General features: G+C 65.1%; 13 protein-coding genes. 7 read left to right on the forward strand and 6 right to left on the reverse strand.

Translation table 11 applies throughout. From position 1 onward, the window contains the following. A partial coding sequence (locus tag ACZ4WS_RS25520) for a helix-turn-helix domain-containing protein (protein WP_467983678.1) occupies nt 1–519 on the reverse strand: 519 nt, incomplete at its 3' end. A gap of 234 nt (nt 520–753) precedes the next feature. Between ACZ4WS_RS25520 and ACZ4WS_RS25525 the strand changes: the two genes are divergently transcribed. The 4 genes from ACZ4WS_RS25525 (at nt 754) to ACZ4WS_RS25540 (ending at nt 5533) form a co-directional block, all read left to right on the forward strand. Beyond that, nucleotides 754–1434, forward strand: coding sequence for a hypothetical protein (locus ACZ4WS_RS25525; protein ID WP_467983680.1), 681 nt, complete (start codon nt 754–756; stop codon nt 1432–1434). A gap of 94 nt (nt 1435–1528) precedes the next feature. Next, nucleotides 1529–2944 (forward strand): transcriptional regulator, encoded by a 1416-nt coding sequence (locus tag ACZ4WS_RS25530; protein WP_467983682.1) that lies wholly within the window; start codon nt 1529–1531, stop codon nt 2942–2944. After that, nucleotides 2941–4770 carry a DEAD/DEAH box helicase gene (locus tag ACZ4WS_RS25535; protein ID WP_467983684.1) on the forward strand — a complete coding sequence of 610 codons (1830 nt, stop codon included), beginning with the start codon at nt 2941–2943 and terminating at the stop codon, nt 4768–4770. The genes ACZ4WS_RS25530 and ACZ4WS_RS25535 overlap by 4 nt, the downstream gene beginning before the upstream one ends. Next, nucleotides 4751–5533 (forward strand): protein NO VEIN domain-containing protein, encoded by a 783-nt coding sequence (locus ACZ4WS_RS25540; protein WP_467983686.1) that lies wholly within the window; start codon nt 4751–4753, stop codon nt 5531–5533. Before ACZ4WS_RS25535 ends, ACZ4WS_RS25540 begins: the two co-directional genes overlap by 20 nt. On the opposite strand, the gene ACZ4WS_RS25545 is transcribed toward ACZ4WS_RS25540, so the two are convergent. Further along, complete coding sequence (locus ACZ4WS_RS25545) at nt 5416–6501, reverse strand: DNA cytosine methyltransferase (protein WP_467983687.1); 1086 nt, start codon at nt 6499–6501, stop codon at nt 5416–5418. The genes ACZ4WS_RS25540 and ACZ4WS_RS25545 overlap by 118 nt on opposite strands. A 14-nt stretch (nt 6502–6515) precedes the next feature. Between ACZ4WS_RS25545 and ACZ4WS_RS25550 the strand changes: the two genes are divergently transcribed. Next, nucleotides 6516–7340, forward strand: a complete 825-nt coding sequence (locus ACZ4WS_RS25550) for an HNH endonuclease (RefSeq protein ID WP_467983688.1) — start codon at nt 6516–6518, stop codon at nt 7338–7340. A gap of 93 nt (nt 7341–7433) precedes the next feature. Beyond that, a complete protein-coding gene (locus ACZ4WS_RS25555; protein ID WP_467983690.1) occupies nt 7434–8573 on the forward strand; it encodes a DNA cytosine methyltransferase in 1140 nt (379 codons plus the stop codon). On the opposite strand, the gene ACZ4WS_RS25560 is transcribed toward ACZ4WS_RS25555, so the two are convergent. From ACZ4WS_RS25560 to ACZ4WS_RS25575, 4 genes are all read right to left on the reverse strand, one after another. Continuing rightward, nucleotides 8550–9023: a very short patch repair endonuclease gene (locus ACZ4WS_RS25560; protein ID WP_467983692.1), complete on the reverse strand. Its 474-nt coding sequence runs from the start codon at nt 9021–9023 to the stop codon at nt 8550–8552. The genes ACZ4WS_RS25555 and ACZ4WS_RS25560 overlap by 24 nt on opposite strands. Nucleotides 9024–9058: 35 nt before the next feature. Then, nucleotides 9059–9916: an HNH endonuclease gene (locus tag ACZ4WS_RS25565; protein ID WP_467983694.1), complete on the reverse strand. Its 858-nt coding sequence runs from the start codon at nt 9914–9916 to the stop codon at nt 9059–9061. 155 nt (nt 9917–10071) lie between these two features. Then, entirely contained in the window at nt 10072–11082 is a 1011-nt protein-coding gene (locus tag ACZ4WS_RS25570) for an SEC-C metal-binding domain-containing protein (RefSeq protein WP_467983696.1), read from the reverse strand. A 112-nt stretch (nt 11083–11194) separates the two neighbouring features. Next, a complete protein-coding gene (locus ACZ4WS_RS25575) occupies nt 11195–12670 on the reverse strand; it encodes a glycoside hydrolase (RefSeq protein ID WP_467983698.1) in 1476 nt (491 codons plus the stop codon). Between the two features lie 382 nt (nt 12671–13052). On the opposite strand from ACZ4WS_RS25575, the gene ACZ4WS_RS25580 reads away from it, so the two are divergent. Then, nucleotides 13053–13853, forward strand: coding sequence for a class E sortase (locus tag ACZ4WS_RS25580; RefSeq protein WP_467983699.1), 801 nt, complete (start codon nt 13053–13055; stop codon nt 13851–13853). The last annotated feature ends 17 nt before the right edge of the window (nt 13854–13870 follow it).

A 13870-nucleotide genomic window follows, 5' to 3' on the forward strand; every position in this document is an offset into this window, starting at 1 on the left:
CCGGTCCCCCCCTTCGCGGGGGACCGGCACCCCGGCGTGTGGCGGCGGCATGGAAATTGCGCGTCGGCGGCTGCCGTACAGGTGGACTCGCCTTCGCGCCCGGCCGCGAACAACTCGGGGAGCCGGCCGACGCCTCTTGAGTTCGGAGGCGGGGGCCACCTCAAGCGAAAGGTCTTTGGCTGCGGTCCCGGATCCTCCGCGCCGGATGCAGGTCGCGCAGAGTGATGCGTTCTCCCGGAGGGCGCGCAGTTCGTCGAGGCTGTACGGCTCGGCCTGCCCCCGCTGTCGTGCCTCTTCCGAGATGACCTTCCAGATCCGCGCCAGATCCTCCTCTTCCGGCAGTCTCCAGGCATTGAGATAGCCGGAGTACGTGGTGGCCGCCATGCCAGCCGCTTCGGCGATCTGCTGCTGGGTCAGCTCTGTGGAGTCCTTCAGCGCGCGCAGCGTGACGACGAACTCCTTCAGCTCGGCGGAACGTTCACTCGGGATTTCCTTCCACCTCTGCGTTCTGCCGGTCACATCAGCCCTCTCAGGTGGGGTGCGAACTCAACGACTCCTAATAGTGGGTGACGTCGTGTCAGGAGGATCAGGTTCCGTAGCGGATGTGACTTACGCGCATCCTGCGAAGGTCTTGTGGGACTGGATTTCGGATGCTGCCCGGGGTGACAGTGGAGCATCGCTCGGGTGGGCTTCGGGGTGACCGCGGTCTGGATGTGAAGCGGTTTCAGAGGATCTGGCGTAAGGGGAACGTTGATGGATCTTCCGTCGTGGACGGATGTCAAGCTCGGCACGATGAAGCGCGCGGCGCTGTGGCTCGTGACCGTCGTCGGTGAAGGCAACGTCTTCACCAAGGAGGACGTAAAGGAAGCGTTTCCGGGCGTCAGTCAGGCAGATCGCCGCGTGCGGGATCTGCGCGACCACGACTGGCAGATCGACACCAACCGCGAGGACGCGTCCCTCGGCCAGCATGAGCAGCGATTCGTCAGGCAGGGGGCCCCGGTCTGGGAGCCGGGAAAGGGGACCCGCCCTGGTACCTCGATCACCCAGACCCAGCGCCGTGAAGTCCTCGCGAGGGATGGTCACTTCTGCCGGTCCTGCGGGATTGCTCCCGGCGAGATCTACGCCGGCACGTACGAGTCCGCGCAGCTGGACATCGCCCGCAGGGTGGTGCGGCAGGCGGACGGCAGCGAGGCTGTCGAACTCGTCGCCGAGTGCAACCGGTGCCGTGTCGGGGGGCGCGGGAAGACGGTGGACTTCGGGGCGGTACTCGCCGACGTCGAGACCCTCGGCGGCATCGAACGCAGGATGCTCGCGGACTGGATCGACCAGGAAAAGCGCGAGTTCAGCAAGGTGGAACTGATCTGGGCCGACTTCCGCACGCTCCCTGAGGAGTCACGGGCGAGGATCCGCAAGGCGCTGGAGCCGGGCGACTGAGGCTCACACCACCGCACATTCCCGAGGAGGCCGGAATCCGCGCCGGCCTCCTCGGTGGGACCTGACCATCACGTTTATGCAGGAGAACGCTTCCGTGAGCAAGGACTTCGGCCGGCCGCCGCTGGCGCAGGAAAACCAGACACTGGTCGAGCAGCGTCTGAAGGAGGCCGCTGGCAGCGGCGGCATTCGCGAGACGCTGACTGTGGAGTGGCGTACTAAACCGATGCACGTCGAGGTCATCGACATGCCAGTGGACTCCCTCTACTACAACCCAGGAACTCACCGCATTCGGGCTCAGCGCAGCCACGATCCGGCGCGGGATCTGCTGCTGGACGAGGACCCGTTCCTCCCGGAGAGCCAGGACTACCTGCACTACCTTCTCCAGGCGCTGCCGGCTGACCCGTCAAAGCGGGATCCGGAGTTCGAGAATCTCGTGGAGAGCCTGCGCGAGTACCGGCAGAACGAGCCTGGTCTCATCACTCGGGACGGCATCCTCGTCAACGGCAACACCCGCAGGGCAGCGCTCAAGGAACTGGGCGTCGCGAATATCCGGGTCGGAGTCCTGCCGGAATCCTGCACCTGGGACGACATCAGCGCGGTCGAACTCTCGCTTCAGCTCCGCCCCGACCAGCGTCGTGACTACTCGTACATCAACCGGCTGCTTGCCATTGACGAGCAGCATCTACTCGGGCGGACGATGGTCGATATCGCCCGGGAATTCCGTATCCGGACATCCACATGTGAACAGGATCTGTGGATCCTCTCGTGCCTGCGTGACCTCATTGACCGGTCCAGGGACGGGGACGCTCAGCTTCGGCTTCTGGACTTCGAGCAGCACCAGGAGAAGCTCCGGGAACTCCACCGGCGCTACGTCAAAGAGGCGACTGTCAACAGAGACAACGCGGAGTTGATCAAGGAGACGAGGCTCGCAGCGATCGTTCTGGGGTTCTCAAAGACCGACGTTCGTCTCATCGAACCGGACTTCAGGGCGCGATACCTGGATCAGGAGCTTCCTGAGGCGCTGAAGTCGGAACCGACAACCGCAGCCGCTGTGGCCATCCCTGGGCTGAACCGAACGGTTAAGTCCGCCGCTCCCAGGGTCGCCCAGGCCAAGACCCTCACGGATACCGTGCTGAAGGCCAAGGCTGTGGAGGCAGCCGAAGACGGGAAGCTCACCGAGCGTGGGACTGCCGCGGCCAGGGCGTTCTCCGCGGCTCAGAAGGCGGTGGAGGACGCCCTGGAGCCCGCCGGCAAGGACGCCCGAGTCCGTAAGCGGAAGCAGGCCGCCCCCGACCGCATCACTGACGCCTGCAAGGACATTGAGCAGTGCGTCACTGACCTCACCCTTGCCAAGGCGTCTAACAGCCTGGACGAGGAAGCGTTCGATGAGGCGGTGCTCGCGCTGCGGCAGTCGCTGACGAAACTCGCCGTGGCGACGCAGCGGAGCATCAAGGCACCTGGCGACGGAGTCGCGTGGCTGCTGGACGCGGTGCGGCAGGAGGGCGCGTGACCGCGATCGCGGAGCCGTCTCTGCGGGTTGCCTTCGATGTCACCCGGACCCGAGCTGTCCTGCGGGCAGCCCGGGGTTTCGAAGGCGACTTCGCCAAGGTGGCGGCCCGGTTTCCCTCGGGCGGGCAGCGCACTTCGCTGTCTGTGGAGGTCGACCTCGACGACTTTCTGACGAGCCTGGACGCACTGGCCATCTGGCCGCACGCGGACTCGGTCGAGTGGGAGCCAGACCTGATTACGCTCGTCGGCGGCGTACTCGATGACGCTGACCGAGCGGAGGAACTGCTCAGCAACCCGGAAGCCGTCAGACCGGTCGCGCCGGACGAAGTGCACGCTCACCTTGGCCTGGAGTGGTGCGCCGACCTCACGGACTTCCAGCGGCGGGACATCTCTCAGCTGCTTTCGATGCAGCACGGCGCGAACTTTTCCGTGCCTGGAGCCGGCAAGACACGCGTCGGCCTGGCGGTGTTCGCGGCGATGCGCGATAGAGGGGAAGCCCATCGGCTTCTGGTGGTGAGCCCCAAGTCAGCTTATGAATCGTGGCGTTACGAGGGTGAGGTGTGTTTCAAGGAGCCTCTCACGGTGCGGGTCATGGACGGCGTTCCCGATGCTGGCACGGACGTACTCATCGTCAACTACGAGCGCCTCGACCGTTCCCTAACCGCACTTGCCTCCTGGCTCCGTGCGGCCCCGACCGTGGTCATCCTCGATGAGGCACACCGGATGAAACTGGGTTCCCGGGGCATCTACGGAAGCGCCTGTATGGCCTTGGGGCCCCTCGCCCGGCGGCGCCTCATCCTCACTGGGACACCGGCGCCCAACGGGGCACGCGACCTTGAGAACCTGCTTTCCTTCGTCTGGCCGGGTCACGGGCGGCGCGTGGTCACCCAAGCAGTCGCCGGTGGGGATCTCGCGTACGCCAGCCGTGTGCTGCGTCCGATGTTCACGCGTACCACCAAGAATGAACTGGGGCTGCCGCCCTTCGAGACACGTATCCGGTATGTCGAACTGCCCTCCCTTCACCGCGAGGTGTACGACGCGTTAATTGGAAACTTCACCGCGCGGGCCGAGGCAGGCCGCTCCGACTTTGACGCGCTTGGCAAGGCGATGCTCCGGCTGCTCATGGCGGCAACCAGCCCGGCACTCCTGCTGGAGGGGGAGAGCCGGTACGCGCCGCTCTCCTACCAGGTTCCCCCGCTGGCGGTTCCTGAGACTGATTCGCTCTACTCCCTGATGCGGCAGCTGCCGAGCTACGAACTCTCGCCCAAGTACAAAGAGGCGCTGAGCATCGTTGCTGAGAATGCCGCGAGAGGCCGAAAGACATTGGTCTGGTCGACGTTCGTACGCAGCCTGACGACCATGGAGAAACTCTTCGCGGCCTATCAGCCTGCCGTGGTCCACGGAGGCACTCCGGACCGGGAGGAAGAGATCCGGCGGTTCCGCGAGGACCCGGACTGCCATGTCCTGCTGTCGAACCCGGCCACTCTTGGTGAAGGCATCAGCCTTCACCAGGTCTGCCATGACGCTGTGTACGTGGACCGCGACTTCATGGCCGGCCGGTTTCTGCAGAGTCTCGACCGAATTCACCGACTGGGACTTGCTCCTGGCACGGAGACGCGTGTCACCGTGCTCGCCGCGGAAGACACGATTGATGGGATTGTGGCCCTCCGGCTGGAGGAGAAGCTCGAATTCATGGGGCAGATCCTGGATGACCCGTCTGTGCAGCAGCTCGCTGACCTGGAGGAGGAACCGGCCCTCGCGGCAGGGATGGACATGGCTGACGTTCGCGCACTGCTCAGGCATATCGATGCCCACGGCGCCCGGTGAAGGGACGCGCCGCGCGGCGCGTCGCTGGCTTGAACACCTGCATGTGGCCGATATTCCGCGCCTACGTTCGCTGTTCACCCATCACTCTGACTACTCGGACCTCACTCCGGTCCAGTACGCGGATGGTCTTACGTGGTTGCTCAGCCAGGGGTTGATTACGCCGGAGGGCCGCTCGCTGGTGAGGTTCGGTGCGCATGAACAACAGCGGGACCGGTCAGCGGCAGCCCATGTCTCCCAAGTGCGTTGGACCCCTGATGCTGATACCGCACGCAGGGAAACAGGAGCCGCCGGCGAGCGGGCCGTTGTCCGCCTGCTGGAACTGAGCGGTTCAGCCCACCTCGTTCATGTGGCTGTGCTCTCCGACGCGTACGGCTATGACATCCAGGCGGAGTCGAAGGACGGAGCGGTCGGCCACATCGAAGTGAAGGCGACAACTGACCCGACCAGGCTGAGGGTTCACCTGACGCGCCATGAGTACGAAGTAATGTGCAGGGATCCTGACTGGCTGCTCACAGCTGTCCTGGTGGGTTCGTATGGCGACGCTCTGAACGTGGTGACGGTCAGCCGGGACTGGCTGGTCCTGGCCGCACCTGAAGACAGGGATCGCCATGGCCAGTGGGAGTCAGCGCGTTTCAGCATCCCGGATCACGTACTCACGCCCGGCATTGTGACTGCTGACGGCAGCCGGATGGTCCCGGATACTCTTGCTCCCTTCAAGCCTGTCTGGGGTTTGTCGCAGGTGCCGTCGGCCCTGTCCATGTGAGTCAGGGCAGCTGCGATCCTGCTGCCAACCGCTCGGGCGACCGGTGGCGGGAAGGCGTTTCCCACTTGCCGGTACGCGGAGGTCTTGCGGCCCTCGAACTTCCAGTCCGGTGGAAAGCCCTGCAGGAGAGCCATCTGCGCGACAGTGAGCTTCACTGGCAGGACGGTCCCGGGCGCCGGCGGCCTGTCCGCCACCCCTGAGCCGTCGACACCCAGCTCCGCCCAGGTTCTCCTGGCACGTGAGGGTCCGAGATCCGGCCCACCGTGCTTCTTTGAGCCGCCGCATAAGGTCGGGGCAATCCGCTGAGCCTGCTCTGCCCACACATCTGCCAGTTCCCATCCGTGGGAGGCCATCGAATCCCGGAGTACGTTTCCCACGAGTGGGGTGCGGTCTGGGCCGGACTCGGCTTCGGGCCACGTGAAATGCCTGAACCTGTCCGCCTCCAAGGCGACGAGAACGGCGCGGGGCCTGAGCTGCGGGACGCCGAACTCGCTGGCATACAGCAGTCTCCACTCGGCGACGTAGCCGAGTTCGGAGAGCGCGAGGAGAATGCTGTTCCGGTAGCCGGAGAACTTCTTCTGCAGGAGCCCTTTCACGTTTTCGATGAGGACCGCCCTCGGCTTGATGGCCGAGATGAGGGAAATGACGTCGGGGAAGAGGTCACGCTCATCGTCAGCTCCCAATTGCGCTCCTGCCAGCGAGAACGGAGGGCATGGAACCCCGGCTGCAAGCAAGGAGCATCGATGCCAGCGTTCGCTGTGCAGAGCACCAAGCATGCGGACGTCGGCGTTCATGACGTTCCACTGAGGTCTGTTGGCGCACAGCGTCTCGCATGCGTCCGTATCCAGCTCAACGAGAGCGGCGTGGCTGAATCCGGCCTGTTCCAGGCCTAGCGCCTGGCCTCCCGCGCCTGCGCAGAGTTCAAGACAAGTGAGGGTGGCAGGACGCGCTACTGGCTGCCGGGGCACGGACCCTCCTGAGGGTGAAGCTGGCTAGTGGCAGAGACAGCTTGCCGTCACTTGCCGCGGCAGGCGGCGGCAAGCTACTGTTCCGCCGCTATCGGAGGACTGCGTGGACCTTTGTTCGATCTGGAGGGGATATGCCGGACGGCGGGCTGGACTGGCGTGATGAGGGACTCGGCACCCGTGTCAGGGTGGCGCTGTGGCTGCGGGATGAGGTCGGCGAGGGGAAGACCTTCAAGAAGCAGGCCTTGCGCGCGGCGATCCCGGGGTCGGAACAGGTGGACCGCAGGATGCGGGATCTCCGGCCGGCGGGCTGGGTGATCAAGACCTACCGGGACAAGCCCAGCTTGAAGGCGGATGAGCTGTACCTGGAGGCGATCGGCGTTCCGATCTGGGAAAAGGAACAGCGGGCCACAGGGCTGCGGCAGATCAGCTCGCGGACCCGGCGAAGCGTCTACGAGCGTGACCTCCACATGTGCCGCCGATGTGGGGTGGCGGCGGGCGAGGCCTATCCAGGCGAGCCGGGGTCCAGGGCCAGGCTGACTCTGGGGCATGTGAACCCCCACAAGTCCGGTAGCGGATCGAGCCCCGCGGACTTGATCACCGAGTGTGCCCGGTGCAATGAGACGGTGAGGCATCTCACTGGACCGCAGATGAGCGGCGAGCAGGTGTGGGACCGGATCAAGGAGCTCCCCCTCCGTCACAAGAAGGAGCTGCTGCTGTGGATGGCCGCTGACGCCCGGACGCAGACCGACACGGAGCGTGCCTGGGGGATGTACAGACAGCTCCCAGGGGAGCTGCGTGAGGGCATCAAGCGGGACTTGGAGGAACTGCTGGGAAGCTGATGTACAGAGAAAGAGGGGCAACACGCGGGATGACCGGTGGCTCTGGATGCGACACTTGCGTGTCTGTAACCAGTCAGTACCGGGAGGCGTTCGATGAGTTCCAGCGGCCAGTCGCTGACCTCGATTGAGATCTGCGCGGGCGCGGGAGGCCAGGCTGTCGGCCTCCACGAGGCGGGCTTCCGTCATCTCGCGCTTGTCGAGATCGACACGCATGCGGCCGCGACGCTGAAGCTCAATGTGGCAGAGCGGAAGCTGTGGGGGGAGACGGAGGCGAAGGAATGCCAAATTCTCACCATGGATGTTAAGGAATTTGACCCCCCTAAAAAGGGAGACCTTGCCCTTCTTGCTGGCGGTGTACCGTGCCCGCCCTTCTCTGTTGCTGGAAGGCAGCTCGGGAAGGATGACGAGCGTGATCTATTTCCGGAAATGCTGAGGCTTGTCAAGCTGCTCAAACCGCGTGCTGTGATGATCGAAAACGTCGCAGGACTCGTGAAGCCAATCGATAAATTCCGTGATTATCGGGAGGATATTAAGAACGGGCTTCGCGCTGAGGGCTACGTGGTATGCGGCTGGCGTCTACTGGAGGCGGCTGACTATGGAGTACCTCAGCTCCGGCCCCGCGCAATCCTTGTGGCAATTCGAAAGGACTGCTATCGGGGTTTCGATTGGCCCAGGCCGGCGGGTGAACTGCAGACGGTAGCGGATGCATTGAAGATCACGATGGAGCGCCGTTTCGAGAAGGCTGGCAGGCCTAAGGGGTACGAGCAGTGGCTCAAAGCAGCCACTAATGCTGGCACGGTCGCTCCTACTCTGGTCGGGGGCTCCAAAAAGCATGGCGGTGCGGACCTGGGGCCCACGCGAGCAAAGAAGGCCTGGGACGCTCTCGGTGTGAATGGGATGGGCGTCGCCAATGATGAAGACAACGTCAACATTGCAAGGGACCTGGGGAACCTTGACTTGAAAATCGGCCCAGAGGAAAAGCGTCTTGGTCCTATGCTTACCGTCGAACAGGCAGCCATCATTCAAGGATTCCCGGTGAACTGGCGCTTCTCTGGGCGTAAGACCGCTCAATATCGCCAAGTTGGCAATGCCTTTCCGCCGCCAGTCGCCAAAGCGGTGGGCCTGGCCATCAGGGATGCGCTGGAGCGTACTGGAGATCCGGTCGAAGCGCCTGAGGGCGACCTTGAACCGGACGGGACCCTCTGCGATTCAGGTCGAGACACCCTTATCTGAAGCAGAATTTCGCCGCTCGGCTACTAGCCGAATGATCTCCGCGGCGGACTCTTCGGCAGGCGCATGCTCCCAGAACCGCAGGACAAGCCATCCGGCTTCAGTGAGCCTCTGATCGGTATCGCGATCGCGCGCCATGTTGCGCGCGACCTTATCTGACCAGTACCCCGGGTTGGTCTTCGGCGACACATAGTGCTCCGGGCACCCGTGCCAGTAGCACCCGTCGATGAATACGGCGACTTTCGCAGGGCGGAAGACCATATCTGCTGTCCTGCGAAGGTTGGGCAGCGGTCTTGCGGCTACCCGATACCGCAGGCCATTGGCGTGTACCAGCCGCCTAATCAGACGTTCAGGCTTGGTGTCCCGGCTCCGGATAGCCTGCATGTTGCGCCGTCTCGCCGCAGACGAGGCCCAAGACCCTTCAGGCGGCGTCCAAGGGGTGGGATCGTTCATGCGCTTGCTCCGGCAGTCTGTGTCGAGGGGCGGCTTCATCCTTCCTGAAGGCGTTTGGCTCTCTTACGCGCGCGCTCCAATCGGGCGACCGCGGCTTGCGGGCCCTCCGGTGGCCATGGCTCCCAATGCTCCAGGCGATAGAAGGAAAGGACACGGCGTCCCTTCTTGCGCTGAGAGTTCTTTATTTTCCAACCCAAGGACCTGAGTTCACGCATGCGTTTCGTCGGATCGCCATGGTTCTCCTCCCGGGCGACGAGGACGATAAGTTCCTTGGGCACTTCTTCACCCACCATGGCCTTCAGCAACTCGCCGATGCGCATGTGGACCTCAGGCAAGCTCAGCGATTGACGCAGAGCGGCAGCGTTTTCCTGGTAGTCGGCGAAGAGTGCTTGCTTGTTGTGATTGTCTTCATAGCAGAGCAACTGAAGATTGTCTGGGTCGTTGGTGCCCCCGAGGTCTAGAGGAACCATGTGATCGAAGACGAGCTTTACTTGATCGTCCTTCGGTGTGCGGCCACATGCGGCGCAGCGATTTCCGTACGTCTGTTGGACAAGAGCGCGAACCGAGCCGGGAATTTTCTTCCGGGTTGTCCGCAAGTCGGCGTCAGATTGCCATCCCTTCAAGGGGTAGATAAAGCAGTTTCCCCTTCCTGGCACGCGCTGCGCAGGCACATCAAAATGCGTACGCAACGACCGAAGGCGACGATCCATTTGCAGGTTGGCTTTGCCGATTATGGCGTTTACGCGTTCCCTGATGGCGGCCATTTCCAGGGGCTCTTGGCGTGAATGGTAAAGCACCTGATACACGGCACGTGTCTCGGCTTCGGTTACGAGATCCTGCAACTCCTGGCTGTCAGGAGCAGGCAGGGGGTGCGGTTCGTGAGCCTGCGGCATGTCGTCCTAGCGCGGTCGCTCGTTGATGTAAAGGGTGAGACCGTACTGGGCAGCGTCAATAACAGCCTCACCCTCAAGGGTCGTTGATAGTGCGAAAACGGTCTTAGTCAACCGCACTCGGCTGGCCGGTCAGTTGGACCCTGATGGCTGGGTTACTACGCCCCGTGACACTCCCCATAAACCCGCCCAGACCCACACCAACACCCCGCCCCCCGCTGCGGCGGCCAAGCCACAGCCAGCCCCCTCGCCGCCAGCGTCGTCGCGTACTGCGGCAGCAGCGTCGCGTCCGCCGGTGATGACGCCTCCGAGGCGGCGAAGGCCTCGTAGGAGGGGACCGTCCCCGTGACGATGCCCAGGTTCGGCGTGCCGGAGGTGGCCAGCTCTCGCAGGGACGCCTCTATGGTCGCGAGGTGCTCCTCGTGGGACTGGTACTCGGAGGCGAGCGAGGGATACGCCGCGACCAGTTCCGCCAGTTCCGACGTCGGCCAGTGGAGGACCGCTACCGGGAAGGGGCGGGAGAGCGCCTCACGGTATGTGCCCAGTTCTGCTCGCAGGCGCGAGATCTCCGCCTGGAGTTCCGCCGGGTTGTCCGAGCCCAGGGACCAGACCCGCTTCGGGTCGTGGAGTTCGTCCAGGGAGATCGGGGATGAGTGGAGGGTGTCCGCCAGGGTGTCCCACTCGTCGTGGGATACGCCCAGCATGCGGCGGACCCGGTGGCGGCCGAAGAGGAGGGGGAGGGTGGAGTAGGGGGGCTCCGGGGCGTCCGTCAGGAGCAGGGTCACCCCCTCCGTGAAGGTGTCCTGCGCCGCTTCCAGCTCGTCGTGGGATTCCAGCGCCTCCGCCACGATCACCCAGGGGGCCGGGTCGCGGGGGGACGCGGCGCGGACTCCGTCGATGATCGCGCGCGCTTCCGCCTCGTGGCCGTACTCCCAGAGGTTCGACGCCTTCAGGGCTCGTACCAGGTGGGGGTGGTCCAGGGGGGTGGAGGACGACAGCAGACGGTCGTAGAGCGCGGTCGCGCCTGGGCGGTCTCCGGCCAGTTCGAGGTGGGCCGCGGCCTGCAGGAGCAGGTGTTCGGCGTCCTCGGGGTAGAGGCCGGCAGTCCGCTCCAGGCGTGCTGCTTCCGCGTTGTGGTCGACGTGCTCGGCAGACGTGTCGGGGCGCATGAGTGACACCGTACTGCCGTTGACCGACAAAGAAGAGAGATGCGCAGGCCACAGGGGCGGGAGTCCCCGGGGGCATATTCCGCTCGGTTGCCCCGCCCCGCTCACGCCCTCCTCAGACCACCACGCCGTCGATCTGCAGCGTCTGCACCGACCCCGCCGCGAACGGCACGGCGATCGACTTCCCGCTCAGATACGTGTCCGAGTGGGCCGTGTACAGGTCACCCGCGCCCGACGTGAGCGTGTTCCAGCGGGGGACCAGGCCGCCCGTGCCGCCCGACACCGTGGTGAAGCGGGAGAGGTCGAAGGTCAGGGTCTGGGACGAGGACGCCTTGTTCACGGCGACGATCACCAGGCGTTTCGCCGTCGAGTCGTAGGCCGCCGCCGCGTAGTCCACTCCCGTGTCGATGATCGTCATTCCGGGGCGGATGTGGCGGCTGAACTGGGCCATCACGTAGTGCTTCGTCTGGACGGTGGTCGGCTGCAGGGTGCTCGCGTCGTACGCGACCATCGCCCAGCCGGACGACGGGTCCATCACCTGCCAGTAGACCCAGGCGGTCGGGTGCAGCCAGCGGAAGTCCAGGCAGAGGTTGCTCGCCAGGGTGAGGCCGGTCGCGTCGCTGTCGCCGTACTCGGAGTTCCACAGGCTCTTGCCGGACGTGGTCACGGCGTCCGTGTAGAGGAGGTCCCGGCGGCCGCCCGAACCCTGGTATCCGTGCACATTGACCCGGTTGACCAGGCCCTTCGTCGTCGAGCTGAAAGAGCTCCACGTCGTACGGGCCAGGTCGTAGCTCGTCTCGTCCGACGCCGAGATCTTCGTACTCGTCAGGCCCCGCTTGTCGAGTTCGCTGCGCAGGTAGGGGAGGACGGCCGACTGGACGGAGGAGTCCATGTGGCAGCCCTCCTGGGTGCCGGTGGCCGTCCACCAGCTGGAGGACGGTTCGTTGAAGGCCTCCACCGTCGCGAAGTTCACGCCCCAGTTCGACTTCGCGTAGAGGGCTACGGCCGCCAGGTGCGAGGCGTGCTGGCGGTAGTTCCAGGTCTGGAGGTTGTTGCCGCCGCCGGACGCGCCCGACGGGTTGTGGTTCGAACACATCCACCACATCGGCGAGTTGGCGAACAGCTCGCTCGTCGCGCCCCGCGCGGTCGCCTTGACGAGCGCGGCGCGCTGGGTGGCGTCGGCCGTCCAGTCCCAGGCGGAGGAGGTGGGGTCCTCGTTGTTCCAGTCCTGCCAGTAGCCCTCGATCTGCTTGAAGGCGGGGATGTTGGCGGAGGCGACCATGCTCTCGCCGCTCACGCTGTTCCAGCTGCACGCGCCGAGGTTGTAGCGGGCGATGTTCAGGCCCAGGCCGGGCAGGGTCTTGCCGCTGTACGTGACCGACTTGGTGGTGAAGAACAGGTCGGCGAAGTCGTCCCGGGCCCCGAACACGTTGGCCCACCAGGCCAGAGAGGTTCCCCATCCCTCCCAACTGCCGTACTTCGTCGCAGGGCTGACGGCTATCGTCGCGTCGGCTCGTGCCGTGCCGGTGGCCAGGGCGCTCCCGAGGAACGTTCCGCCCGCGGCCGTCAGCAGTGTTCTGCGTCGGATCATGGCTGCTCCGCCTCTCCGTACCGCTCAACGGCCAACTACCGGTCGTCCAGCCGGTGTTGGTCCGTCCTCGTCATGCCACCAGGAAGCATCGGGTGTGGCCCCTGAGGTTGTCGAGAGGTGTGACAGCGCTTTCTCTCAATTCTTCCAATGGTTATGAGAAGGGGGAGAGTAAGGGGGTGGGGCGGGGGGCAGGGCGAGGGGGCAGTACGAGGGAGGGCACAGCAAGAGGGGGAGGGGGAAGGGGGAAGGGGGCGCGACGGGATGAGCCTGTGGGGCTGGCGACTTGAGGGGGCAGCCCTTATCGTGCGGGCCCGGCGAAAAGTGGAAGGGGCCTACGAACTCGTAGGGAAGCGTACGTACGGACTTGGAGGGAGGCCTGCGCGTGCGGGTTCCAGGGGTCGTGCACCACGGCACCCGGCGGCGGCGTGCCCTCCGTCGGCGCGCCCTGTGGAGCGGCGGTGAACTCCTGGTCACCGCCGGGGTGGTGCTCATGCTGCTTGTCGTCCACCAGCTGTGGTGGACCAACCGGCAGGCCCAGCACAACGCCGAGCGGAAGGTGCAGGCGCTGGAGAGGGAGTGGGGGACGCCGGGGGCGGCCGACCCGACGGCGGGTGCCGTTCCCGACCCGGAGACGGGCGGCAGCGGCAGCGACGGAACCGGCGCCACGAAGAATTCCTCCTCGTCCGCGCGGCGGCAGAGCACCGTCGACAGCCCTCAGTCGCAACCCCGTTGGTCCCAGGCCTACGCCATCCTCACCATCCCCCGCCTCGGCCTCCGCGTCCCCGTCGCCGAGGGCGTCAGCAAGCAGAACGTCCTCAACAAGGGGTACGTCGGCCACTACAAGGGCACCCAACAGCCGGGTCAGGCCGGGAACTTCGCGCTCGCCGGGCACCGGAACACGCACGGGGAACCCTTCCGGTACATCAACAGACTCAAGCGCGGCGACACGATCACCGTCGAGACCAAGGCCGCCCTCTACACGTACGTCGTCGACAAGACCCTTCCGCAGACCTCGGCGCGGGACGGCGGGGTCATCCGCAGTGTGCCGCGCAGCACCGTCCGGCCGTCGTACGGGTACAGCGAGCCCGGGTACTACATCACGCTCACCACCTGCACGCCCGAGTACACGTCCAAGTACCGGCTCGCGGTGTGGGGGAAGCTGCGGTCCATGCGGCCTCGCTAGGGTCCGCGAAGGCCCCG

The sequence above is a fragment of the Streptomyces sp. NPDC029292 genome (assembly GCF_055569295.1).

Bases quoted from the DNA above. Each gene is read 5' to 3' on its own strand.
- ACZ4WS_RS25570 (WP_467983696.1), bottom strand. From the start codon at position 11,082: ATGCGCCCCGACACGTCTGCCGAGCACGTCGACCACAACGCGGAAGCA.
- ACZ4WS_RS25525 (WP_467983680.1), top strand. From the start codon at position 754: ATGGATCTTCCGTCGTGGACGGATGTCAAGCTCGGCACGATGAAGCGC.
- ACZ4WS_RS25575 (WP_467983698.1), bottom strand. From the start codon at position 12,670: ATGATCCGACGCAGAACACTGCTGACGGCCGCGGGCGGAACGTTCCTC.
- ACZ4WS_RS25540 (WP_467983686.1), top strand. From the start codon at position 4,751: ATGCCCACGGCGCCCGGTGAAGGGACGCGCCGCGCGGCGCGTCGCTGG.
- ACZ4WS_RS25565 (WP_467983694.1), bottom strand. From the start codon at position 9,916: ATGCCGCAGGCTCACGAACCGCACCCCCTGCCTGCTCCTGACAGCCAG.
- ACZ4WS_RS25555 (WP_467983690.1), top strand. From the start codon at position 7,434: ATGAGTTCCAGCGGCCAGTCGCTGACCTCGATTGAGATCTGCGCGGGC.
- ACZ4WS_RS25560 (WP_467983692.1), bottom strand. From the start codon at position 9,023: ATGAACGATCCCACCCCTTGGACGCCGCCTGAAGGGTCTTGGGCCTCG.